Source organism: Cellulophaga fucicola, from assembly GCF_900119145.1.
GTDB classification, from domain to species: Bacteria; Bacteroidota; Bacteroidia; order Flavobacteriales; family Flavobacteriaceae; genus Cellulophaga; species Cellulophaga fucicola.
The window spans coordinates 384,027-410,259 of sequence record NZ_FPIY01000002.1; the positions used below are offsets into that span (position 1 = coordinate 384,027).

Here is a 26,233-nt window from a genome sequence, read left to right on the forward strand (position 1 = left end):
AGTTACATATCTAATAAGTAAGCAAAAATTAATGGCGCAACAATCGTTGCATCACTTTCTATAATAAACTTTGGCGTATCAATATCTAATTTACCCCAAGTAATTTTCTCATTTGGTACCGCTCCAGAATACGAACCATAACTTGTTGTAGAATCTGAAATCTGACAGAAATAACTCCAAAATGGTGTTTCTGGTTTTTCCATATCCTGATATAACATTGGAACAACACAGATTGGAAAATCTCCTGCAATTCCTCCTCCAATTTGAAAGAATCCAATTCCGTTTTCAGAATTATTTGTATACCAATCAGCAAGGAAAGTCATATATTCTATACCAGATTTTACCGTACTTGCATTTAATTCGCCTTTTAAAACATAAGAAGCAAAAATATTACCCATTGTAGAATCTTCCCAACCTGGACAAATAATTGGTAAGTTTTTTTCTGCAGCTGCGTACATCCAAGAATCTTTAATATCTATCTCGTAATATTCCTCTAAAACCCCAGACAATAATAATTTGTACATATATTCATGAGGTAAAAAACGCTCGCCATTTGCCTCTGCATCTTTCCATATTTTTACAATATGTTCTTGAATTCTTCTAAAAGCCTCTTCTTCTGGTATACAAGTATCTGTAACTCGGTTTAGTCCTTTTTCTAATAAATCCCATTCATCTTGAGGCGTTAAATCTCTATAATTAGGTACACGCTTGTAATGAGAATGTGCTACAAGATTCATAACATCTTCCTCTAAGTTTGCTCCTGTACAAGAAACTATTTGCACTTTATCTTGACGAATCATTTCTGCAAAAATCTTTCCTAACTCTGCAGTACTCATTGCTCCTGCTAAAGAAACTAACATTTTAGACCCTTTATTTAATTGTGCTTCGTACCCTTTTGCAGCGTCTACTAAAGCAGCTGCATTAAAGTGTAAAAAGTATTTTTCTATAAAATTTGTAATTGGTTTGCTCATTTTGTTTTTTATTTTTTTGATAATTTTCTAACTTCGAAAATATCTGTTCTTCTATCTTTTAAATTACGTACACTACCAAATTTATTCAAGTCTTTTAACAAGTCTAAATCCACATCGGCAATTAAAATCATTTCGGTATTTGTAGTTGCTTCTGCCTTGATTCCGTTTGCAGGAAAAGAGAAATCGCAAGGTGTAAACACCATAGATTGCGCATACTGAATGTCCATATTATTTACTTTTGGTAAATTACCCACACTTCCTGCAATGGCAACATAACACTCGTTCTCTATCGCTCTAGCTTGTGCACAATGACGCACTCTAGAATATCCATTTTGCGTATCCGTTAAAAACGGAACAAACAAAATATCCATTCCTTCTTCTGCTAAAATTCTACTTAATTCAGGAAACTCAGAATCATAACAAATTAATACGCCAATTTTACCGCAATCTGTATCAAACGTTTTTATTTCATTACCACCTTGCATTCCCCAAACCTTTGCTTCATCTGGTGTAACATGTAATTTCTCATAACGCTCTGTAGAACCATCTCTTTTACAGATATAACCAGCATTGTACAACAATTCATCCTTAATTTCTGGCATACTACCCGTAATAATATTAATGTTATACGTAATAGCTAACTCAGAAAATTTCTGAACAATTTGTGGTGTATATTTTGCCAATTCTCTAATTGCTTCCGATTCTGGCAAGTGATTATTATCTGCCATTAACGGAGCGTTAAAAAACTCTGGAAACAACGCAAAATCAGATCTGTATGCAGAAACTGCGTCTACAAAATACTCTGCTTGTTGCATTAATTCTTCTAAATCTTTATACAAACGCATTTGCCACTGAATTAACCCTAAACGAACTACCTTTTTCTTAGTAGCCGCTTTTTTAGACTTTTTCTCGTAGTAAATATTATCCCATTCTAACAAAACTGCAAATTCACCAGAATTTTCATCACCTTCTAAATATCCTTTTAAAATTTTTGAAGGATGAAAATCATTCGAAATCTGAAAGTTTAAAACCGGATCGTGAATTTCTTTACGTTTTACACTTTCTATATACTCTTTTGGTGATAATGTTGCTGCATATTTATGGTAATTAGGAATTCTGCCGCCAAATGCAATTCCTTTTAAATTTTGTTTTTCAGCCAGTTCTTTTCTATAATCATACAACCTTCTACCTAAACGTAAACCTCTGTATTCTTTTTTTATAAAAACATCTATTCCGTATAAAACATCACCATCTTCATGATGCGTATTAAAGGTATAATTACCCGTAATATCTTCATACGTGTGTTGATCGTCGAAACTATCATAATCTAATTTTATAGATAATGCACAACCAGCCAACTCTCCATTTATCTTTATTATAACCTGTCCTTCTGGAAATTTATCAATTAAAGATTTAATTTGACTCTCTCTCCAATAAGAACCTGGCATACTAGAATATGCCTGAATCATTGCTTCTTTTAACTGTTTATAGTCAGTTAAAGTTAAATAATGAAGCTCAATGTTTTCTATATTTTTGATCATTTTATAATACTAAAAATCATCGTTATCAGCATCTTTAAACTTAGATAGTTTATTAAATGGATTTGCTTTATCTGCATCATCACCATTGTCATAACTATCATCGTTAGTAGCAAATTTGTAACTTAACATTTTGTAATATAATTTTGCAGCCAAAAAGTCTGATGATTTATCCGCTTTATTTGGGCAAAGTTCAACAATATCAAAACCAACAACATTTTTCTCTGTAAACACTTGCTTTAAAAACTCAAGCGTCTCGTACCAAAACAAACCTCCTGGCTCTGGTGTACCTGTAGATGGCATTATAGAAGGGTCAAAAGCATCTAAATCTAACGTAATAAATACGTTTTCTGTCATTTGATTTACAACTTTATCCATCCAATACTCATCGTTTACCATATCATGTGCAAAGAATGTTTTTTCTTCGTCCATAAATGTTTTTTCTATAGCATCCATACTACGTATACCAACTTGTAATAAATTAGTTTGTTGGCTAGCTTCATGCACAGCGCAAGCGTGATTACAAGTAGTACCGTCATAAGATTCTCTTAAATCTGCATGCGCATCTATATGTAATACAGTTAAGTTGCTAAAACACTCATTAAAAGCTCTAATTGTACCTATAGATATAGAGTGTTCCCCACCAAATAATGTAACAAACTTATTACGTTTAATGTACTTTTTAGTTATTTTATGCACCTCATCTACCATAGCTTCTGGAGAACTATTTTCAGTAATTGCATCTGCAAGATATACACCTTGCTGGTATGGTTCTGTTCCTGTTTCAATATCGTACAGCTCCATATTTTCTGATGCATTTAAAAAGGCTTCTGGCCCCTTATCTGCTCCTTTTCCCCATGTACTTGTTCCGTCATAAGGAACAGGTATTAAAACTACTTTTGCGGTTTCCAATTGCGCAAACTGGTCTGGTATGCCTGCGTAATTATTTGTTGTGCTCATATCCTAAAATTTTAAGCAGATCTTCTGCCTTTTGTTGTTCACTAAATAATTTGGTTGTTATATTTCCGTCTACATCTTTATCTATTAATATGTGCTTAGGATGTGGTATTAAACAGTGTTGTAAACCGCCATAACCACCAATACTTTCTTGGTAAGCACCTGTATTAAAGAATCCAATATATAATGGTTTATCTTTTTTATACTTTGGTAAATAAATAGCATTTGTGTTTTGCTCACTGTTGTAATAGTCATCACTATCACAAGTTAAACCACCTAGCAAAACACGCTCGTACTCATCTTCCCATCTATTAATTGGCAACATAATAAATCTCTTATTAATTGCCCATGTATCTGGCAATGTTGTAATAAAAGAAGAATCTATCATGTTCCACTTTTCTCTATCGTTTTGTTGTTTCTGGTATAGAATTTCATAAATAGCTCCACCAGACTCACCTACTGTAAAGCTACCAAATTCTGTAAAAATATTTGGTACGTCTACACCTGCTTCATCACAAGTTAGCTGAATTTGATTAATTATCTCATCAATAATATATTGATAATCATAATCAAACACCAACGAGTTTTTAATAGGAAAACCGCCCCCTATGTTTAAACTATCTAATGATGGGCATATTTTTTTTAGCTTAACATAAACCTTTAAACATTTTAAAAGTTCGTTCCAGTAATATGCGTTATCTTTTATACCTGTGTTAATAAAGAAGTGCAACATTTTTAATTGCACTTTATCATTATCCTTTATTTGACTTTCGTAAAAAGGAACTATGTTTTTGTAACCAATACCTAAACGAGAAGTATAGAACTCAAACTTTGGCTCTTCTTCAGACGCTATACGTATTCCTACTTTAAAATCATCATCAATTTCATTAGATAACAAATCTATTTCCTCGTAATTATCTATTATAGGAATACAGTTACGGTGACCCTCATTAATTAATCTAGCAATGTTAGTTATGTATTGGTCTCTTTTAAAGCCGTTACAAATTACATAGGTATCATCTTTAATTTTACCATCCTTTTTTAAATTTTCTATAATATTAATATCAAACGCCGAAGACGTTTCTATATGAATATTATTCTTTAATGCCTCGTGTAATACAGGCTTAAAGTGAGAACTTTTAGTGCAGTAACAATAATGGTATTTACCTTTGTACTTGTGCTTTTCCATTGCAATACCAAACCAATCTTTAGCTCTAGAAATGTTATCAGAGATTTTTGGTAAGTACGTAAATTTTAAAGGACTGCCATACTGCTCTACTAGTTGTTTTAGCGGTATGTCATGAAACATAAGGTTTTCTCCATCTAACTTAAATTCTTCTTGTGGAAAATGATAAGTCTGGTCAATTAAATCGATATATTTAGTATTCATTAAATTATTTTTTAGTAAAATTAAAAATTTGAAACACAAGAAATCCCTGTGCCTTTTGGCATTATTTTTTGCGGAAAAATTTCTAAATACTAAACAATGATTTGACGCTCCGTGGTTGGCACGAAGAAGTAGTCATGCTGACTGCAGACTATAGAGTTGTTACCGGAAGTTAGCTTTAAAATTCGGTTTCCTATCTTATAGGTTGTTTGTGGGTATGACTTCCTAATTCCCAAAAACCCGAACATATAAACATTATACATTTATGCTCAGCTATGTGCTAATACGCCAAAATTATTTGTTCTATTCTGACAGGACAAATGAAAACAAAAAAAATGAAAAAACTAATATTCAAATAAAAAAAATGAAAAAAATAATTTCTGCTTAACATTTAAAAAACACAACAACAAAAAACACCTTTAAAATTAGGAATTAAAACGTTTTTAATATCAAAATAAAAAGCTAAAAAAAAGATTATTTTACAAAAAACAACAAACAAATTGCATTCTATTAGTACACTAGCGTACATTAGTTCTGCTATTTTATAGCTTTATATTGCTAAAGAACACAAAAAACTAACACTATAGTCACCCACTATGAAAAATACTATTTCGCACAGAGTAGCAGATTTCTTAAAAAACTACCCTCCTTTTAATCAATTATTATTAGAAGAGTTACAAGAATTATCTACTCAGATTTCTATAGTTTACAAAGAAAAAGATGCTATTATATTTAATGAGAATGATGCACCTCACTCTCATTTTTATATTATACATAAAGGAGCTGTGTCTCTAAATAAAACCCAAACAAATACTATTGTCGATATCTGTGACGAGGGAGATATATTTGGCTTACGTCCTTTAATTGCTAATGAAAATTACAAAATGGAAGCCAAAGCGCATGAAGAAAGTATTCTTTACGCCATACCAATAACTACATTTAAACCTTATGCAACCAGCAATAGAGAGGTTGGTAATTTTTTAATAGACAGTTTTGCTTCTAATACAAGAAACCCCTATTCTAAGAGTCACAGAGGAACTTTATATGGCGAACCAGAAAGCACAGAAATTTACAATCCTAGTACCGAGTTATTAGATTTACAACCCGTTAAGTATTCTAAAAAACTTGTTAGCTGTTCTCCTAAAACACAAGCTAAGGTGTTAGCTGCTAAAATGACAAGTAAAAATGTTGGAGCTATTTTAGTGTTAGAAGATAAAATGCCTATTGGCATTATTACAGATAAAGATTTACGCAATAAAATTGTCACAGGACAATTACCTATTTCTGCACCAGCTAGTGAAATAATGACATCTCCTGTAATTACATATTCTAAAAAATTAACCATTACGCAGGCGCAAATGGCTATGATAAAAAGCAATATTAGTCATTTATGCTTAACCAAAGACGGCACAGTAAATTCTAAAGCTGTTGGTATATTATCTAAACATGATGTTATGCTGGCCGTTGGTAACAACCCTACCGTTTTAATAAAGGCAATAAAAAGAGCTACTAGAACCAAAGAAATTAAACAAGTTAGAAAAGGTATAATGATGCTTCTAAGAGGCTATTTAGACCAGAACATACCTATGACTTTAATTTCTAAAATAATATCTGAACTTAATGATGCTTGCATTAAACAAATAATTAAAAACTCTTTAGCAAAACTAGATACACCGCCGCCTGTAACTTTTGCTTGGCTTGCATTGGGTAGCCAAGGTAGAAGTGAGCAACTTTTGCATACAGACCAAGATAATGCGCTAGTGTTTGAAGATGTAGCTCCTGAAGACTTAGAAGAAACCAGAGCCTTTTTTATACATTTTGCTAAACAGGTTACACAACGACTTAATGTTATTGGGTACGAGTATTGCCCTGCAGAGATGATGGCATCTAACCCTAGCTGGTGTTTAAGTTTAAGCGAATGGAAAAAGAATGTTACTACTTGGATTACCAATCCTGGACAAGACGAAGTTTTATTATCCTCCATTTTTTTTGATTATAATAATGTTTACGGCAATCACGATCTAGTATCAGACCTATCAGACCATATATTTAAAACAGCCAAAAACTACCCTAGCTTTTTTTTACACTTAGCTAGTGGTGCATTACAGAACCCGTCACCTACAGGATTCTTTAGACAATTTTTAGTAGAACAAGATGGTGCAAATAAAGATTCTTTTGATATTAAAAGAAGAGCCTTAATGCCACTAACAGATGCCGCTAGAGTACTTCTTTTATCTCACTCTATAAAATCTATAAATTACACTGCAGAGCGTTTTGAAAAACTAGCCGAATTAGAACCTAATAACGCAGAACTTTTTATAGCTGCTTCTTATGCTACAAAAGCACTATTAAAATTTAGAACCAAACAAGGTTTAGCCCATAACGACTCTGGCAGGTACATATCTTTAAATAAGCTTACAAAAGCAGAAAAAATAAAACTTAAACGTACCTTTAGAACTATAAAAGAAATACAAGACCTTGTATACATTAGATTTAAAGTATCAACACTTTTAAGATGATAAATTTCTTCAAAAAAAAGAATACAGACTTACCCGATTTTTGGGTGAATTACGAAAACCTGTTTGTAACAAAACAAGATCAGAAATTAGAAGACATTACGTTTGTTGTTCTAGATACAGAAACTACTGGTTTTAGTTATGAAGAAGATCGTATGCTATGTATTGGCGCATTAAAACTTATAAAAAATAATATTAATGTTAGTACTAGTTTTGAGATTTTTATACATCAAGACCACTACAACCAACAAACCGCCGAGATTCACGGAATTTTAAAAGAAGGTAAAGCTACCAGATTAGAAGAATTAGAAACTTTAAAATTATTTATAGCCTACTTAGGCAATGGAGTTATTGTGGCTCACCACGCAGGTTTTGATGTTACATTTATAAACACAGCTCTAGAAAGGCACGGATTACCTAAACTAAAAAATAAGATTTTAGATACTTCTACACTCTACAAAAAGACACTTATTAGATCTAATTTATTACACAAAAAAGAACATTATTCTTTAGATGAATTGGCAGAAAAATTTAATATCTCTGTAAAAGACAGACATACTGCCCTTGGCGATGCTTATATTACTGCAATTGCCTTTCTTAAGATTTTATCAAAATTAAAAGAGAAGAATATTTCTACTTTAAAACAATTATTGCGAATTTACTAAGTACAATTATCTATAAAAAAAAGCACCAAATCCTTATATAGGTTTTGGTGCTTTTATATTTTTAAAAAATAGTATAATCTATTCTTCTAAACTCATTGCCATTTCGTGATCGTATTTACAACAAGCAGGTAATTCTTTGTAAGCGTCTTCACTACCTACAGATTTTTCCGTGTCATAACCAGAAGCTGCTATAGCATTATGCAAAGCTTCCTCGTTTGTTTTATCGCCATTAAAAGCTATGGTAATTTGTTTCTTTTTTACATCCCAATTTGCACTAGAAACACCCTCTACTGACTTAGCTGCCTTTTCTATAGTACTTTTACACATAGCACAATTACCACGCACACCAAAAGTAGCTTTGGCCGTAGCCAACTCATTTTCAACAGCCACAGTTGTAGTTTCATTAGCTTCCTCTGTTGTTTGCTTTGCTTCATTTTTACAACTTGCAAAGGCTAACAAACCTAATACAGCTGTACTCAAAATCATCTTTTTCATAGTTGTTAATTATTTAGTTGTTAATATAATTATTTTTGTTTTCTTATTCTACAATTTGATTAATTTCTCCACAATTAAGCATTGCTTCTCCAAAATACGGATTAACAACACTATCTTCTTTACTTAACCAAAAAGCACCTTTATTACTGTCTGCCATTGGACAAAAATGGCTGTATATTTTTTTATTCACTCCAAAAACTTCTATAGAACTTAATAGTTTTGCTGATATATTTTTAAAATGCTTACGTTGTTCTTTTATATCTTCTGATACTACAAAAAGCTGAGTTTCTTTTTTTATGGGACTGATAAACAATTCTCCTTTTTTACGAGCGTCTTCAGTTTTTAAAAGATTTAAATTTACTTTTTCTATTTGCTGAAGCATTTCTTTTGCATTCTTGGTTGATGCTGCTACGTTCTCATTAATTAAATCATCTTTCACTAAAATATAAGATTCTAAAACAGCTGCTAGCTCATCTTGAAAATCTTTAGACACTTTAATCCTTACATTTTTAGCGACTTTATCAGATTTCATTTTCATATGACTTTCGTGCCCTGTAATTGTTTTTCCTCCTGACTTATTCATCATAGATTTTTTCCCTTGTAACTGTGCTGCAGCATCTACAGTAAAAGCTCCATTGGTTACAACCTCATCGCCATTATTTAATCCGCTTACAACTTCATAATTAGCTCCAACTTTAGAGCCTAGTTCTATTTCTTTCATTTCAAAAATAGGTTCATTAGACGTAGCCTTGGTATATACCACAGAACGTTTGCCTGTCCATAAAACTGCTGAAACAGGCACAACTACAACTTGTTTTGTTGTCTCTGTACCTGTTTGTATTTTGCCTTCTACAAACATTCCAGGTTTAAACACATTGTCTTTATTACTCAAAATAGCTCTAAGTGTTACTGTTCTAGTTTGCGAATTTAAAATTGGGTCTATATAAGACACTTTTGCATTAAAAACTTTATTAGGATATGCTTTGGTTACCACTTTAATATCTTGGCCTTTTTTAAATAATGAGATTTGATTTTCGTACACATCAAAATTTGCCCAAACCGTATTTAAGTTAGATACTTTAAAAATAGGTTTACCATCCATAATATGAGCACCATCACTCACCGTAATTTCTGTTACCACACCAGACACGTGAGAGTATATTGTAAAACTCGTTTTTACATTGCCTGTTTTTACAACCTCATCTAGTTGTGGCCCGTGTACTTTCCAGTTTTTAAATTTTGTTTGTACAGCTTTATATAATTGTGGCTGGGACGCTCTTAATTTGTATGCCGTAATTAACTCTTGTTGAGCTGCAATTAACTCGGGCGAATATATTTTAGCAACAGCCTGCCCTCTACTTACTTTTTCACCTAGAGAGGTAACATATAGCTTTTCTATTCTACCATTAAAATGAGCTGGTTGTATAGCCGTCTCATCATCATTAATTACAACCTTACCAGATAAGGTTATACCATCATTGCCATCGGCATTACTTTGCCCAACAACTGTAGTTTCTATATTGGCTAAAGCCATTGCATTTTTTGTAAGCTTAAATTGATCTGCTAACAAACCTTCTGCACTAGTTTCTGCAGGAATTAAATCCATACCACAAATAGGACAATCGCCAGCTTCTGGTTGCATAATCTGCGGATGCATAGAGCACGTCCACATTTCGTTAACCACCGAAGCTTCATTATGGTTATGACTATCTTTAGCTTCTTGTACTCCTGTCGCTCCACCAAAAAAAAGTTTCCCCAACAAAAGACCCACAACTAAAATAACCGCATACACTAGATATTTTTTCATCATCTATATTTTTATATTTTTTAATCGCAATGCATTTGCAATTACAGAAACCGAACTAAAACTCATAGCCAAAGCAGCTATCATTGGAGATAATAACAACCCAAAAACAGGATATAAAACACCTGCAGCAATTGGCACACCAATAGTATTATAGATTAGCGCAAAGAATAAGTTCTGTTTTATATTTTTAAGCACAGCATCACTTAAATTATGTGCTTTAACTATACCGTGTAAATCTCCTTTTACAAGTGTAATCATTGCGCTCTCTATAGCTACATCTGTACCTGTACCCATTGCTATACCAACATTACTTTTTGCTAAAGCAGGAGCATCATTAATACCATCACCAGCCATAGCTACTATTTTACCTTGCTTTTGTAGTTTTTCAACTTCTTCTAACTTATTTTGTGGTAACATACCAGCTTTAAAAGAGGTTAAATTAAGTGCGTCTGCTACAGCCTTTGCTGTGTCATAATTATCACCTGTAAGCATAATTACAGCAATACCTTTATCTTGTAATTCTTTAATAGCCTTAGCACTAGTTTCTTTAATTTTATCGGATATAACAACATACCCAATAACAGAAGTCTTTATGGCTACATAAGAAACAGTTTTTCCTTGTTTTTGAAACACTTTTACTTCTTCTTCCATTGCAGGAGAAATAACAGCATTGGCAAACTCCATCATTTTAGCATTACCTAAGCTTACTTTTTTAGCAGCTACAATACCTTCTACACCTTTACCTGTTACAGCATTAAATTCATCTATCTTTAAAACTTCAACAGCATTTTCTTTACCATAATTTACAGTAGCCTCTGCTAAAGGATGCTCACTAGAATTGTTTAAAGAAGCGATATACTGTGTAATTTTATCTGTACTAAAATCAGCTGAAAAACTACCTACTTTTTCTACTGTAGGTTTACCTTCTGTAATGGTTCCTGTTTTGTCTACAATTAATGTATCTACTTTATTCATTAATTCTAAAGCCTCTGCATTTTTAATTAAGACACCGTTTTGTGCTCCTTTACCAACACCCACCATAATAGACATAGGCGTTGCTAAACCTAACGCACAAGGGCAAGCAATAATTAAAACGGCAATAGAATTTACCAATGCAAAGACGTATGCTGGATCTGGACCAAAAACTGCCCAAAGAATAAATGTAACTATAGAAATAAATACCACAATTGGCACAAAGTAACCAGATACTTTATCTGCTAATTTCTGAATTGGAGCACGACTACGACTAGCATCATTCACCATTTTTACAATCTGAGAAAGCAATGTATCTGCACCAACTTTTTCTGCTTGCATTAAAAATGATTGATTACCGTTAATAGTTCCACTGCTAACCTCATCTTTTACAGTTTTACTCACTGCAATTGGTTCGCCAGAAATCATAGATTCATCTACCGTTGTTTTTCCTTCAGTAATAAAACCATCTACCGGTATTTTTTCACCTGGTTTAACTCTTAAAATATCGCCTTTTTCAACGGCATTTACAGAAACCTCTTCTTCTACTCCGTTTACAACTTTAACTGCTTTGTTAGGTGCTAGCTTAAGCAACTCTTTTACTGCTGCATTTGTTTTACTATGCGCACGCGCCTCTAACACTTGTCCCATTAAAACTAGCGTTAATATTACAGTAGCAGCTTCAAAATAAACGTGTACTGCACCGCTTTCTGTTTTAAACTCGGCCGGAAAAAAATCTGGCATTAACAAACCAAAAACACTAAACAACCAAGCTACACCTGCACCAATACCAATTAGCGTAAACATATTTAGATTCCACGTTTTTACACTTCTGTAAGCACGCTCAAAAAACATCCAAGTTGCATAAAAAACAACAGGAACAGATAATACTAATTGCACCCAATTCCAATATTTTTGATCTAGAATAGTGTACAATGGGTTATTAGGGAGCATCTCGCTCATTGCTATTAAAAAAATAGGCAATGTAAACCCTAGTGCTATCCAAAACTTACGAATTAGCTTGTTGTATGTTTTTTCTTCAGCAGAAAGACTAGGTGCCATTGGCACTAAGTCCATACCACAAATAGGGCAATCTCCAGGTTCATCTTTTACAACTTCTGGGTGCATGGGACAGGTATATTGTTGTTCTGCAACAGCATTTAAGTTCTGTTCCTCTACCAAGTCCATACCACAAACTGGACAGTCACCAGCCTCATCATATGTTTTATCTTCTTCACAATGCATTGGACAATAAAAAACACCTGTTCCTTGCCCTTTAGGTTGTGTTTCTTTTTTAGGAGTATGCACGTGCTCACCTACATTATGTATGCTATATCTGCCGCCATCGTTTTTTAATGCTTCTGATAAAGTTTCTAATGCTATATAAGATTCCATCTCTATAACAGCTTCAGATTTTTCTAAATTAACTGCTGCATTAGTTACTCCGTCTATATTAGAAAGTATTTCTTCTACGTGACCACGACAACCATTACAAGTCATTCCGTGTATGTGATATGTATGTTTCATTTTGTCTTCTTTTTATACTACAAAATTAAATAGATACTTCTTCTTTGGTTTTCACAATTCCGATTCTTATTTATACAATTCTGTCTAACGTTTTTCTATCCCAACTTCCTAAGCTTTTATAATCGCTCATAGACATTCCTGTAACAGTCTTAAATTGCCTTGCCAAATGGCTACTTGTCTTATAATTTAAACTATAGGCTATTTCAGAAAAATTTAACTGCCCTAATTGTATGTGCTCTTTTACTTTTTCAATTTTTAGGTTGATGGTGTATTTCTCTAAAGTTAAACCTTCAGATTTACTAAAAAGTTTACTTAGAGCGGCTTCTGTTTTTCCAAATTTCTCTGCTAATGCCTGAAACAAATTCGCAGTTTCTCCTATTTCAATTTTATGAATTAGAGCAACCTTTATTTTTTCTATTAAAGCATCATTATCATTCTCTATAATTTTAAAACCAGCTTTTTCAAGAGCATTGCTTAAATTACTAAACTCACTTTTTAGCCCTTTAATAGCTACAACCTCTCCTAATTTTAAGGATTCCACAGTGTAATCTTCAGTCTTAAAAATATTTAAAACTGATACAATACAACGATTACAAACCATATTTTTTATATAGATAGTTTCCATTATTACTGTGTTAAATAGTTAATTATTGCAAATTGTAAATAATAGTTATAGACTGCATCAATCTGATTTATCTGAAACTTTAATTGTAGTTCTTGCACATCTAATACGTCATTAAAATCTATTGTTCCTGTCTCGTAACTCCTTATTAAAATTTCTTCTGCATCTTTGGCTTGCTGTATATTCTTAAGTTGTGTGTTGTAATTAATTTTAGCCGCATTTAAATTTGTTACCGCTTTACTTAATTGTGTTTCTAAAATATTTAATCGTTCTTGTTTTTGCTGTGCAATTTCTTGTTGCAAAAGCTTATTTTGTTTTGTTTTAGATTTATAACTTTTATTAAAAATAGGAATAGATAACGCTACCATTGGCATTAATACATCTTTACCGTTGTCTGTAAAATTCTGATTAGGTAATTCTGTAACGGCTATATAATCTACTCCAAAACCCACTAAAGGCTTACGTTCTTTCTGGTTTAACAATTCAGATTTTTCTATAGATTGATACAGCTTATCATACTTAATTAATTCTGGATGCAACGTAAAATCTTCATCTACAATTTGCATATCATTAGTCGGAAGAAATAATGTTTCTGCTACATTAACCACTTCTTTTTTATCTCTATTTAATAATTTATTAAACACAGTTTGTTCTCCTACATATTGCTGTTCTAAAACTTGTCTTAGTTGTTCTATCTCGTTTTGCCTCATTTGTAAACGCAACACATCTACCGCAGATGCAGCACCTGTTTCTACAGAAGATAAAGCTAGAGTTTCATACGTTTTTAGCAATTCAAAATTCTCTTTTAAAACTGCCTGTTTTGCTTTTAAGGCATAAAGGTTATAGTACGACTGTGTTACTGAAACCACTAATTTACGCTTTGCTATAACCACATCTTCAAAGGTTGCATCTACTAATGAAGTTGCATAATTTTCTCTAGCAGTAATAGTACCAAACCAAGGCAACATTTGCTTTGCCGATAATTTAAAGCGTTGCGGACCTGTTTTTGTCTCTGGCTCGCTCACAAAATAACCCGCAGAGAAATCTGTACTTGTCAATGTATTAGATTCGTTTACCTTTTCTAATGCAATACCATAACGCAACTGATACTTCTGAATCTCCGGACTGTTCTCCAAAGCTTCATTTATGTATGTTTCTAATTTCTGACCATTACTTAAGTGAAAAACTAAAAGTGAAAAACTAAAAAAAATGACTTTGCTTGTGATATTATGATTGTTATTTTTCATTTCTATTGTAATATTTTTTCTTTCAACTTTGCTTCTTCTCTCCAACTATATAAAACCGGAACAATAAAATAGGATGTTATATCTATTATCATTCCACCAAAAATTGGAATCGCCATAGGAATCATAATATCACTACCTCTACCAGTAGACGTAAGTACTGGTAACAATGCTAAAACAGTTGTAACGGTTGTCATTAAACAAGGTCTAATACGTTTTCCTGCTGCTTCTAAAGTTGCTAGTCTAATTTCGTTTTTAGTTGTTGGGGTTTCTTTATTAAAAGTCTGTGTAAGGTATGTTGCCATTACAACACCATCATCTGTAGCTATACCAAATAATGCAATAAAACCAACCCAAACTGCTACACTTAAATTAATAGTTTTCATATTAAATAAGTCTCTTAAATTTTCTCCAAATAGACTAAAATTAAAAAACCAATCTTGACCATATAGCCACATCATTATAAAACCACCTGCAAAAGCAACTGTAATTCCTGTAAAAATCATTAATGAAGTAGTCACCGATCTAAACTGAAAATACAGAATTAGAAAAATAATTACCAACGCCAATGGCACAACAACAGACAACGTTTTTTCTGCACGTATCTGATTTTCGTACGTTCCCGTAAATTGGTAATTTATTCCTTTTGGCACAACCAATTCTCCCGTACTAATTTTACTTTCTATTAACTCTTGCGCATTTTCTACAACATTTACCTCTGCAAAACCGTCTAGTTTATCAAACAAAACATAACCAACCAAAAAAGTGTCTTCACTCTTTATAACTTGTGGCCCTTGCTCATAGGTTATACTTGCCAATTCGCTTAACGGAACTGGACTTCCTTTTTCTACTGGAACATAAATATTTTTTAAATCCTCCGGATTGCTACGCAGCTCTCTTGGGTAACGCACACGAACACCATAACGCTCGCGACCTTCTACTGTTTTGGTTAATACCATACCACCAACGGCAACCTGTAAAACGCTTTGCACATTTTCTATAGAAATACCGTAGCGCGCTATTTTTTCTCTATCAATATCTATTAACAAATAAGGCTTACCTACAATACGATCTGCAAAAACAGCTTCTACTTTTACACCTTCTGCTTGTTTTAAAATACCCTCTAACTGAATACCAAAAGCTTCTATCTCTTTTAAATCTTGACCTTTTACTTTTATGCCCATTGGTGCACGCATACCTGTTTGCAGCATTACTAGACGAGTTTCTATAGGTTGCAGCTTTGGTGCAGAGGTTACTCCTGGTAATTTAGTAACTCTAACAATCTCGTCCCAAATATCATCTGGACTCTTAATTTTTGGTCTCCAATTACGAAAAAGCTCTCCACTATTATCTGGAATTAATTGCTGTTTTAAGTTGATGGATTCCCAAATCTCACGTTCTTCTACACGTAATAACATTCCGTTTTTTAGAACAAAATCACCATCATCATTTACTTTGTAACGTTGCCGTTCTCCTTTTTCATTCAGCATATATTCTGGTTTATACTGAATTATATTCTCGTACATAGATAAAGGTGCAGGGTCTAAAGCAGATTCTGTTCTACCAGCTTTACCTACTACAGTTTTAATCTCTGGAATACCAGCCACAGCCATATCTAACTGCTGCAAAACACGTTTATTTTCTTCTACGCCAGAATGCGGCATAGATGTAGGCATTAATAAAAACGAACCTTCATTTAAAGACGGCATAAACTCTTTACCTGTATTTTTAAGAATGAAAAATCCAAAAACAACTAACGTTAAAGGAATTGATAAAAATAACAGTCTGTTTTGTAACGCCCATTGTAAAATTTGCTTGTAGTATTTTTGAAAAACACTAAATACACCTAACAAGCCAAAACAAATAATAGAAACAAATAGAAGGTTTAAAAATATACTATTACCAACACCTAATGGTCTCCAATGTTCTGCTAGTAAAAACACAATAGCAACACAAGACAATATTATATTTACCGTATTCTTATTAATTCTAAAATTGAAATTGAAATTGAAAAACGATATTCTATATTCTTTTTGATGTGAGAAAGCAAACAAAAAAGCAGTAAGACCAAAGCCTATAAGTAAAGCACCTATCCAATATCCATATATTAGTATTGCACTACCAACAACAATTAATAATGCATTTAAAACATTAAATACTGTTTTTTTAAGGTTGACTTTTTTAAATATTGATGCTGCAAATGGTGGAATTAAGAATAACGCTATAACCAATGCCGCAATAAGCGCAAATGTTTTGGTAAAAGCCAATGGTCTAAATAATTTACCCTCTGCTCCTAGCATTGTAAAAACAGGTAAAAAACTAATTATTGTGGTTAATACAGCGGTTACAATTGCTCCGGAAACCTCTGCCGTAGCATTGTATACAATTTGATTGATTGATAATTTTTCTTCATCAATATTTATAGGGATAACTTTTAACTTTTCATTTTTAACTCTAAGATCTTCCTCATCTATATGTCTTATAATATTTTCTGATAAAATAACACCTACATCTACCATTGTACCAATGGCAATTGCAATACCAGAAAGTGCTACAATATTAGCGTCTACATTAAAAAGTTTCATAGCTACAAAAACCATTAAAACCGCAACTGGCAGCAAACCTGAAATAAGAACAGATGCCCTAAGGTTAAACACCATTACAATAATTACTAAAATAGTAATTAGTATTTCTAGTGTTAAAGCTTCATTTAAGGTGCTTAGTGTTTCTTGTATAAGCTCACTTCTATCATAAAAAGGAACTATAGTTAATTGTGATGTTTTACCATCTTTTAGAACCTTAGATGGCAAACCTGCACTAAGTTCATTTATTTTTTCTTTTACATTGGTAATAACCTCCATTGGGTTAGCACCATAACGCGCAACTACAACTCCACCCGCAACCTCAGCTCCTTCTTTGTCTAAAATACCTCTACGTGCAGCAGGACCTAAAGCTACTTTAGCAATGTCTTTTATTTTTATAGCGGTGTAGTTAACAGAACTAACAACTGCATTCTCTATATCTTCTACAGACTTTACATATCCTAAACCACGAACTAAATACTCGACTTTATTAATTTCTAAAGTCTGCGCACCAATGTCCTTATTACTGTCTTTTACCGCTTTTACAACCTTATCTAAACCAATATTGTATTGACGCATTAATTCAGGATCAACATCTATCTGGTATTCTTGTACGTAACCACCAATAGAGGCTACCTCAGACACACCACTTGCAGAAGACAGCGCAAACTTTACGTAATAATCCTGTACACTTCTAAGCTCGTTTAAATCCCAACCGCCAGTAACATTACCGTCTTTATCTCTGCCTTCTAGTGTATACCAATATACTTGCCCCAAACCTGTTGCATCTGGCCCCAAAGAAGGGTTTACACCTTCTGGCAATAAATTACTTGGCAAAGAGTTTAGTTTCTCTAAAATTCTACTACGACTCCAGTAAAACTCTACATCCTCCTCAAAAATGATGTAAATATTAGAAAATCCAAACATAGATGAACTACGAATGGTTTTTACTCCAGGAATACCTAACAAAGAAGCAGTTAGCGGGTATGTAATTTGGTCTTCTATATCTTGTGGTGAACGACCATCCCATTTGGTATACACAATTTGCTGGTTCTCACCAATATCTGGTATAGCATCTACAGCTACCGGATTACTTGGCAAAAAACCTGTATTCCAATTAAATGGTGCATTTACTGTTCCCCAACCTATAAAAAGAACAAGTAACAAAACAGCTACAAGCTTATTTTCTATTAGAAATTTGATGCTTCTATTTAGCATTGATTTTAAAATTTTAGTAGTGAATACAAGGTATTAGATACCAAGAAGTGCTTTATAAAAAAGTTAACTTCTAAACATAAAGGCTTAGCACAAAAAGCTTTGCATTATAACCAACTACTAAAAAAATCAGATTAGATAAGTCTCGTCTAACTTAAAAATATCTTTGACGACGAGTGGAGGATTGTATTTTGTATATAAGGTTACATTCTCTTCTAAATTTTCAAATAAAGAAATGTAGGTGTATACAAACGAAGTAATAAATATGTGCTGTTCAAAAGAGATCGTGTCTAAAGACAATTGTAAATCATCTTGTCCGTCTATAACCAGTTGCTCATCTGTACAGCAACTTTTCTTTGTAATAGAACACTCTTTAGTTTGTGGATTTTGCATTTCCATACCACAACCTTCTACCTTTTGAAAAACAGCTGTTTCTACTAAAATATCGCCACAATAATGCATATCTATAGCAAAGGACATTGTAGAAAATAAAACTACAATAGCCAGCAAGCTAGACATTATTTTATGGAATACTTGTTTCATATTAGTCACAAAATTACTAAAAAAAAGAATGGTAACTGTTATTACTCTCTTAAAAACGCATATTCACATTTCTTATTTTGTATACACCTATATAATTATATCTCAACTATTTAATAAACCTACAGGCTCTTCACTTCCAATTCTAATACCTCTAGAACTTTTAAACTTTTATGTAAATCGTCTATAATTTTATCCTTATTCTCCTTAAACGCTTTACCAGATGTAGTAAACAATGTTTGGTAATACAATGCACCTTCCTTTAAGTTATTTAAAAACACGTTTAAATATTTACGTTGCTTATCGGTTGTATTTTTTTTACTTTCTTCTAATTTATCGTTTACATATTTTATATAAATACCAAGTTCTTTTATAAAAACATTTGGTCTATCTGTTCTGGCAATTACATTGGCCTTACCGTATATATGATCTATCATTTCAGACAGGTTCATTTCCTTAGAAAAATATGCCATATTAGGACCTGGACAAACAGAAACGCCGTCGCCCTCTGTCTTTGTATCTAATCCGTATGCTAACAAAGCAGAAGTACCTAAGCCAACGCAAGTACAAGATTTTTCTATAATTTTATTATACTTTAATTGATACTCCGGACTAGACAAACCTTCTTTATCTAAGTCTTTTATTTTTAAATATTGATATTCTCTAGATGCTGTACAAATACCTTTATCTGAAAAATCTTTATTAAGAGCCACAAACTTTTTTGGACAAGAGCTACCTGGCCTACCCTTATTAATTAATTGCTGTTTTTCTTGATCTTTAGTATTCCCTTTTAAACTATGAAAAGGAACTCCCAACGGAGACGTATTACTTAAATACAAGTCTTCTTCTTTGGCTTCTTTTAATCTATTTAAAGTTGCTTTATCTACCGTTGTTGCTTCTGGCACTAATAAAAAAGGAGATCCCCAACCAACAGAATCTACATTGTAATAATCTACTATAAACTGGTGTTCTTCTGCTGTACCAACACCGCCTTGTGCACTAATTTTTAGTTGTAAATAAGATGTAGGAACAGTCTTGTTTTTATCACTTAATGACTTTACTAGTATTTTATGCACTGTTTCTATTAGCTCGTTTCTATTTATTTTAAATTGCTCTAAAATAGGCCCCATTAAATACCCATCTGTAGCAAATGCATGTCCGCCACAATTTAAGCCAGATTCTATTCTATATTCTGACACCCAAAGACCTTTTTTAGCTAAAAATTTACCTTGAATTAAAGCAGAACGATAATCGCTTACTTTTAAAACAATTTTCTTTTTTATGTTTCCATTTGCATCTGGGTAAAAATCTTCAAAGTTTTCTAAATAGCTATACAACCTAGGATTCATCCCAGCAGAAAGAATAACAGAGGAACTTAATGTGCTATTAGCAAAACCACGAAGTGCAGCGTGTGCATCGTTATATTCTGTTGGTAGTTTTTCTTTTTTAATATAATTCTCTTTATCTACCTTGGTCATAATATTTACATCTATACTACCCATAACCATATGGTCTTTTACCCAGCTTTTTATAGCATCTAAATCTACAGTATCTTTATATTTTTTAAATTCTTGTTTTACAGAAGACATATCTGATAGCGTATCAAAAAAACTTTTAATACTGTTTGCTGTTTTTACTGTGGTGTTTTTAAACTCGTCAAACTTAGCATTAGAAATACTGTGCACCATATCTAAATAAGATGTTATTCTTTTTGCTCTAAAATCTTCTATTTTTTCAGATATTTCTATGTACTGCATATTAAATTTATCGCAGTACATTTTACGTAACTTCTCTAACAGAATATCATCTACCAAAGAAATAACAGAATCTATACCATACTTAGAGACCTTTAAAGGCGTATCTATGGTAAAACCAATACCCATAACCGGAATATGAAAAGAATGTGTTTTTAAGCTATTTGTTGCAATTGTATTGTAATTATCCATAAATGATCTATACTTTAGAAATTCTATTTATTCATTTCACAAAATAGAGAACATAAAAGATGTTATTATATGATTTTAGTCAGCCTTTGTCTATTTTTAAAAAAAGATATTTAGTCTAATAAACATATAAAATGAAGTATCTAAAAAATCATTCTAGACTAGCATTAGGTTATTTTTTAATAGCTGCTTTATTAGGGTTAATTTTACGTTCTTTCTATGTTTTAGAAATACCAATTACTTTTAAATTTGTAGTACACGCGCACTCGCATATAGCATTACTTGGTTGGGTATACATTGCATTAACCACCATTATTTATAAGTTGTATTTAGAGAAATTACAACTACAAAAAAAATACAATTACATATTCTGGTTTACACAGCTTACTTTAGTTGGTATGCTCTGTTCGTTTCCTTTTCAGGGATACGCATTATTTTCAATTGTATTTTCTACTCTGTTTTTAATAGCATCTTATTCGTTTTTTATATTCTTTAAAAAGCATATTTCATCAGAAAACAAAGAACAAAACTCTTATTACTGCATTAATACTGCGCTTTGGTATGTGGTAATTTCTAGTATAGGACCTTGGGCTTTAGGCGGAATTATGACTACACTTGGCGCTACATCTATTTGGTACAGACTGGCAATCTATTTCTATTTACATTTTCAGTACAACGGATGGATGATTTTAGCCTTAATAGGAATATTACTGTACATTTTAGAAGAACAAAATATACAAGTATCTAAAGCTGTTTTTAAACGTTTTTTTTACAGTATAAATATCGGAATAATAGCAACATTCTTTTTATCTACACTATTTACAAAACCACCTATTATTTTATATATACTTGGTGGCATTGGTGCTATTTTTCAGCTATATAGTTTGTTTCTAATAATTAACTCTTTAAAACAAAACAGCGAAAAAATTAGTGCTCTATTTTCTAGTTTTCAGTTCTCATTATTAAAAACTGTTTGTTTCTTTTTATTGCTAAAAATGATACTTCAACTACTAACTGCACTACCCTATTTTGCTAATTTAGCAGTGACTATTTTAGATTTTACTATTGGTTATTTACACTGGACATTTTTAGGCGTAGTAACTATTTGTTTATTCTTATTTCTAGATTATTTTAGAATGATAAAAATCCCGAAAAAAGCATATTATATATACCTCTCAGGATTTTTATTAACTGAAGCTCTTATATTTTATAAAGGCTTTATTATTTGGCAAAGTTTACCATTACTACATACATATTTTAAACTATTAGCCTTAGCCAGTTTATTAATTGTAATCGCAATTTTATATATTTTTGCAACATCATTCTTCATTAAAAATAAAAAATAACCAGAAGTTTTTATCGATCTATAAAATTAATTTTTAAAACGGTTGTATGCTTCTTTTTCTAATTCTTCTCTAAAATTAGGATGTGCAATAGAGATTAATGCTTTGGCTCTTTCTTGTAAATTTTTACCATATAAGTTAACTACTCCGTATTCTGTTGCTACATAATGTACGTGTGCACGTGTAGTTGTAACTCCGGCTCCTTGTTTTAAGAACGGAGTTATTTTAGAAATACCTTTTGCAGTAATAGATGGCATTGCAAAAATAGGTTTACCGCCTTTAGATAAAGATGCACCACGTATAAAATCCATTTGTCCGCCTACACCAGAATACTGTCTACTACCAATAGTATCTGCACAAATTTGACCTGTAAGATCTATTTCAATAGCACTATTAATAGCTGTAACTTTTGGATTTCTACGTATAATAGAAGTATCGTTAGTGTAGGCTGCTTCTTTAAAATGCACTAACGGATTATCGTCTACAAAGTCGTATAACTTTTGAGAACCAACAGCAAAACAAGTCACAATTTTTCCGTGTTTTACCACCTTATCTTCACCCGTAATTACGCCGCTTTCTATTAAAGGTAAAACACCATCAGAAAACATTTCTGTATGTATCCCCAAACGTTTGTGGTTACCTAAATTACTAAGTACAGCATTTGGTATGTTACCAATACCCATTTGCAAGGTTGCACCGTCTTCTATTAAACCAGCAACGTGTTTTCCTATTTCTTGTTCTATGCTAGATATTGGCATAATACCGTGCGTATGTATTGGCGTATTAACTTCTATAGCACAGTCTATATTACTTATATGTATAATACCATCTCCGTGTGTTCTTGGCACAAAAGGATTAATTTGCGCTATTACTTTTTTAGCTGTTTGTATCGCTGGTAATGTAATATCTACAGAAACCCCTAAAGAGCAATACCCGTGTTTATCTGGAGGTGAAACTTGCACAACAGCAACGTCTAACGGAAGAATACCATTTCTAAACAAGAGATTAATTTCACTTAAAAAAATTGGAATATAATCTCCTTGAGTGGTGTTTATTAGTTTTCTAACATTGCTACCAACAAAGCAACTATTCATTTTAAAACTATTGCTATAAGGTTCTTGTGCATACTTTGCTTCGCCCTCTGTGTGTATAGATACAATTTCTACGTTTTCTAGTTCACTGTATCGCTCACATAAGGCATCTATTAATACATTAGGCGTCATTGCTGCACCTTGTAAAAAAACTCTATTACCAGATTCTATAGATTTTGCGGCTTGCGCTGCAGAAACAATATTCATAAATTTAATTTTTAATAATTAGTGGCACTCCATATCTGTAGAAACCATTTCTACTACGGGCTTAGGAGACACATAAGGTATACCAAGGCCTAAGCCTCTAAGAATAAATAACACTCCAATTATGACCACAAAAACAGGAATTAATTGTTGTACTTTTTTACGAGCCACGCCTTTTAGCATTCCGCCAAAATAAACGGCCACAGTCATAAGTGGTATAGTACCCGCCCCAAAAAGAATCATATATAAAGATCCTTGTGCTGCATTACCCATTGCTATAGCACCAAACAATGCCATATATACCAACCCACAAGGTAAAAAACCATTTAAAAATCCAATGGTTAAAAAAGTATCTGGAGTCCTTTTTTTAAGTTCTTTCCCCAATCTAGATTTTACCTTAGAAATAAGCTTATATATAGGCTTAGATACATTGTATTTGTTTAATGTTTTAGATGGAATTAGAACGATAACAATCATTACAACACCAATAAATATGGATAATTTTTGCTGTAAACCAAAAACATACAAGCCTTTACCAAGTAAACCAAAAACAAGCCCTATTATTCCGTAAGCTAGTAATCTACCAAAATGATAAATAAATATTTGAATTGTTTTTTTAAACTTACTATGTCTATCTACTGGCAACATAAAAGCAATAGGGCCACACATACCAACGCAGTGCAGACTCCCCATTAACCCTAGTATAAAAGCAGATAGTAGCATAATTAATATGTAATACTTTGTTTATGTAAGTACTCTTCTTTATTGTATTGCCAAGTAATTTTAATGTCCCATCGACCATCTAACAAACGTTTGTCAGGTATGAGCAAATGTGTTTTGGATAAACTTATGGGTAAGTTAAAATCCAATTGTTTATTAGATGGTCTATATAGGGACACATTACCTGTTATTTTATTATAATCTTGATCTTTTGGAAATTCAATTAACAAGCCACCTTCTGTTTTTTCTACAACAAGTTTATTTGTTAATTTATAAGCATTAGTAGCATCATTCAACTCTTTTTGGTAGCCTAACTCTGCTTTGTAATATTCTTCAGTAACTAAATCGTGCTTTGCTCTGTTTTCAGAATTCATTCTAATAACAAAATATAGAATAAAGCTTATGAAAGCTAAAAATGCTAGTACAATACCTGTTCCCCAATTTATTTTCATAACTATTCGTTTTATTTATAACTTCTTGGCGCTAAAAAGCGTGCTGTAGTTGTTTCTACTAACTTTCCTTTACTATATACACCAATCTTAAGTTTGTCCTTGTCGCCATTTAAAGCTGCATTATTTATTTCTATAAACAATGTGCCTTCTGCTAACTCTTGAGCTGGAACTTTAAAATTTTGATGTGTAACTAACTTAATTGTTCCTTTATGAGACAATAATTTAAAGTTAACATCTTCTACATCTTTACTTGTTTTATTTACCAATTTAAAGGTGTACACATTACTAATAATATTACCTTCTTTATGTTCGTATAACTGACCTGGAAGCCTTAAAATGTTAGCTTCTATATCATTCCTTAAAAACAACATTCCTATTAGCAAACCTATTAAAATTACCAAAACAGCAGAATACCCTTTAAGTCTGGGTGTAAACTTAAATTTTGCTTTTTTCTCTATATTATCTTCACTTGCATATCTAATAAGACCTTTTGGCAAGTTTACTTTCTCCATAATGGTATCGCACTCATCTATACAAGCTGTACAGTTAACACACTCTAATTGCGTACCATTTCTAATATCTATACCAGTAGGACAAACATTTACACATTGAAAACAATCTATACAATCTCCGTTACCAAGTGCAGAACGATCTTCATTTTTTCTAAACTTTTTTCTTCCGTTTTCTCCTTCTCCTCTTTTATGATCGTATGCAACAACTATAGATTTATTATCTAAAAGCACACCTTGCATACGTCCATAAGGGCAAGCTATAATACATACTTGTTCTCTAAACCAAGCAAAAACAAAATAGAAAACTCCAGTAAAAATTAATAACGAAATCATTGTGCTTGTATGCAACATTGGTCCGTCTGTGATGTAACTAATTAACTTATCGCTCCCAATTAAATATGCTAAAAACACATTTGCTATAATAAATGAAATGATAAAAAAGATAATCCACTTGGTTACTCTCTTTCTTATTTTAACGGCATCCCACTTTTGTTTATCTAAACGCATTTGAGCTCCACGGTCACCTTCTATCCAATATTCTATTCTACGAAAAACCATTTCTAGAAATATAGTTTGTGGACACATCCATCCACAAAAAATACGACCAAATGCTACTGTAAATAGGGCAATAAAAACCACACCAATAATCATTGAGATTACAACCAAATGAAAATCTTGTGGCCAAAAAGGAAATCCGAATATATTAAAACGACGATCTATTACATTAAATAATATAAACTGATTGCCATTTATTTTTATAAACGGAGATACTAGTAAAAACAACAATAACGTATAACTAACCCATTTACGATATTTGTAAAATTTACCACTTGGTTTTTTGGGAAAAACCCAGGCTCTTTTACCATCGGTATCTATTGTACCAATAGAATCTCTAAACTTTTCGTCTGCAGCCATTTGTTATTTTTACTA

Annotated in this window: 19 protein-coding genes; 3 read left to right on the top strand and 16 right to left on the bottom strand. The window is 32.3% G+C overall.

Annotated elements, in window-relative coordinates; all coding sequences use genetic code 11:
• Positions 1-2 precede the first annotated feature (2 nt).
• From BT107_RS08035 to BT107_RS08050, 4 genes are read right to left on the bottom strand one after another with little or no spacing between them, the layout of a single operon-like run.
• The gene (locus BT107_RS08035) at positions 3-971 is read right to left on the bottom strand and encodes a deoxyhypusine synthase family protein (protein ID WP_170854721.1); all 969 of its coding nucleotides are present in this window, start codon (positions 969-971) and stop codon (positions 3-5) included.
• A gap of 8 nt (positions 972-979) precedes the next feature.
• A complete protein-coding gene (locus BT107_RS08040) occupies positions 980-2,512 on the bottom strand; it encodes a bifunctional GNAT family N-acetyltransferase/carbon-nitrogen hydrolase family protein (protein ID WP_072303276.1) in 1,533 nt (510 codons plus the stop codon).
• A gap of 9 nt (positions 2,513-2,521) precedes the next feature.
• Entirely contained in the window at positions 2,522-3,469 is a 948-nt protein-coding gene (gene speB / locus BT107_RS08045) for an agmatinase (protein ID WP_072303277.1), read from the bottom strand.
• Entirely contained in the window at positions 3,453-4,856 is a 1,404-nt protein-coding gene (locus BT107_RS08050; protein WP_072303278.1) for an arginine decarboxylase, read from the bottom strand. Before BT107_RS08050 ends, speB begins: the two co-directional genes overlap by 17 nt.
• A 593-nt stretch (positions 4,857-5,449) precedes the next feature.
• On the opposite strand from BT107_RS08050, the gene BT107_RS08055 reads away from it, so the two are divergent.
• Together BT107_RS08055 and BT107_RS08060 are read left to right on the top strand one after the other, a co-directional pair.
• Positions 5,450-7,372: a DUF294 nucleotidyltransferase-like domain-containing protein gene (locus tag BT107_RS08055; protein ID WP_072303279.1), complete on the top strand. Its 1,923-nt coding sequence runs from the start codon at positions 5,450-5,452 to the stop codon at positions 7,370-7,372.
• On the top strand, positions 7,369-8,034 hold the full coding sequence (locus tag BT107_RS08060; protein ID WP_072303280.1) for a 3'-5' exonuclease: 666 nt from the start codon (positions 7,369-7,371) through the stop codon (positions 8,032-8,034). Before BT107_RS08055 ends, BT107_RS08060 begins: the two co-directional genes overlap by 4 nt.
• Before the next feature lie 78 nt (positions 8,035-8,112).
• On the opposite strand, the gene BT107_RS08065 is transcribed toward BT107_RS08060, so the two are convergent.
• The 8 genes from BT107_RS08065 to BT107_RS08100 form a co-directional block, all read right to left on the bottom strand.
• Positions 8,113-8,529: a heavy-metal-associated domain-containing protein gene (locus tag BT107_RS08065; protein WP_072303281.1), complete on the bottom strand. Its 417-nt coding sequence runs from the start codon at positions 8,527-8,529 to the stop codon at positions 8,113-8,115.
• Positions 8,530-8,572: 43 nt separating this feature from the next.
• Positions 8,573-10,336 carry an efflux RND transporter periplasmic adaptor subunit gene (locus tag BT107_RS08070; RefSeq protein ID WP_072303783.1) on the bottom strand — a complete coding sequence of 588 codons (1,764 nt, stop codon included), beginning with the start codon at positions 10,334-10,336 and terminating at the stop codon, positions 8,573-8,575.
• A gap of 3 nt (positions 10,337-10,339) precedes the next feature.
• Positions 10,340-12,835: a heavy metal translocating P-type ATPase gene (locus BT107_RS08075; RefSeq protein ID WP_072303282.1), complete on the bottom strand. Its 2,496-nt coding sequence runs from the start codon at positions 12,833-12,835 to the stop codon at positions 10,340-10,342.
• A gap of 70 nt (positions 12,836-12,905) precedes the next feature.
• The gene (locus BT107_RS08080; RefSeq protein WP_072303283.1) at positions 12,906-13,460 is read right to left on the bottom strand and encodes a helix-turn-helix domain-containing protein; all 555 of its coding nucleotides are present in this window, start codon (positions 13,458-13,460) and stop codon (positions 12,906-12,908) included.
• A gap of 2 nt (positions 13,461-13,462) precedes the next feature.
• Positions 13,463-14,704, bottom strand: coding sequence for a TolC family protein (locus BT107_RS08085; RefSeq protein WP_072303784.1), 1,242 nt, complete (start codon positions 14,702-14,704; stop codon positions 13,463-13,465).
• Positions 14,705-14,706: 2 nt separating this feature from the next.
• A complete protein-coding gene (locus BT107_RS08090) occupies positions 14,707-18,501 on the bottom strand; it encodes an efflux RND transporter permease subunit (RefSeq protein WP_072303284.1) in 3,795 nt (1,264 codons plus the stop codon).
• A 126-nt stretch (positions 18,502-18,627) separates the two neighbouring features.
• Entirely contained in the window at positions 18,628-19,041 is a 414-nt protein-coding gene (locus tag BT107_RS08095; RefSeq protein ID WP_072303285.1) for an HYC_CC_PP family protein, read from the bottom strand.
• A gap of 119 nt (positions 19,042-19,160) precedes the next feature.
• Entirely contained in the window at positions 19,161-20,984 is a 1,824-nt protein-coding gene (locus BT107_RS08100; protein ID WP_072303286.1) for a hypothetical protein, read from the bottom strand.
• Between the two features lie 131 nt (positions 20,985-21,115).
• Between BT107_RS08100 and BT107_RS08105 the strand changes: the two genes are divergently transcribed.
• Positions 21,116-22,327 (top strand): hypothetical protein, encoded by a 1,212-nt coding sequence (locus BT107_RS08105; RefSeq protein WP_072303287.1) that lies wholly within the window; start codon positions 21,116-21,118, stop codon positions 22,325-22,327.
• A gap of 26 nt (positions 22,328-22,353) precedes the next feature.
• Here BT107_RS08105 and BT107_RS08110 read toward each other — a convergent pair whose 3' ends face one another.
• From BT107_RS08110 to ccoG, 4 genes are read right to left on the bottom strand one after another with little or no spacing between them, the layout of a single operon-like run.
• The gene (locus BT107_RS08110; protein WP_072303288.1) at positions 22,354-23,622 is read right to left on the bottom strand and encodes an acetyl-CoA hydrolase/transferase family protein; all 1,269 of its coding nucleotides are present in this window, start codon (positions 23,620-23,622) and stop codon (positions 22,354-22,356) included.
• Between the two features lie 18 nt (positions 23,623-23,640).
• Complete coding sequence (locus BT107_RS08115; RefSeq protein WP_072303289.1) at positions 23,641-24,342, bottom strand: sulfite exporter TauE/SafE family protein; 702 nt, start codon at positions 24,340-24,342, stop codon at positions 23,641-23,643.
• Between the two features lie 2 nt (positions 24,343-24,344).
• A complete protein-coding gene (locus BT107_RS08120; protein ID WP_072303290.1) occupies positions 24,345-24,791 on the bottom strand; it encodes a FixH family protein in 447 nt (148 codons plus the stop codon).
• Between the two features lie 11 nt (positions 24,792-24,802).
• Entirely contained in the window at positions 24,803-26,218 is a 1,416-nt protein-coding gene (gene ccoG, locus BT107_RS08125; RefSeq protein WP_072303291.1) for a cytochrome c oxidase accessory protein CcoG, read from the bottom strand.
• Between the last annotated feature and the right edge of the window lie 15 nt (positions 26,219-26,233).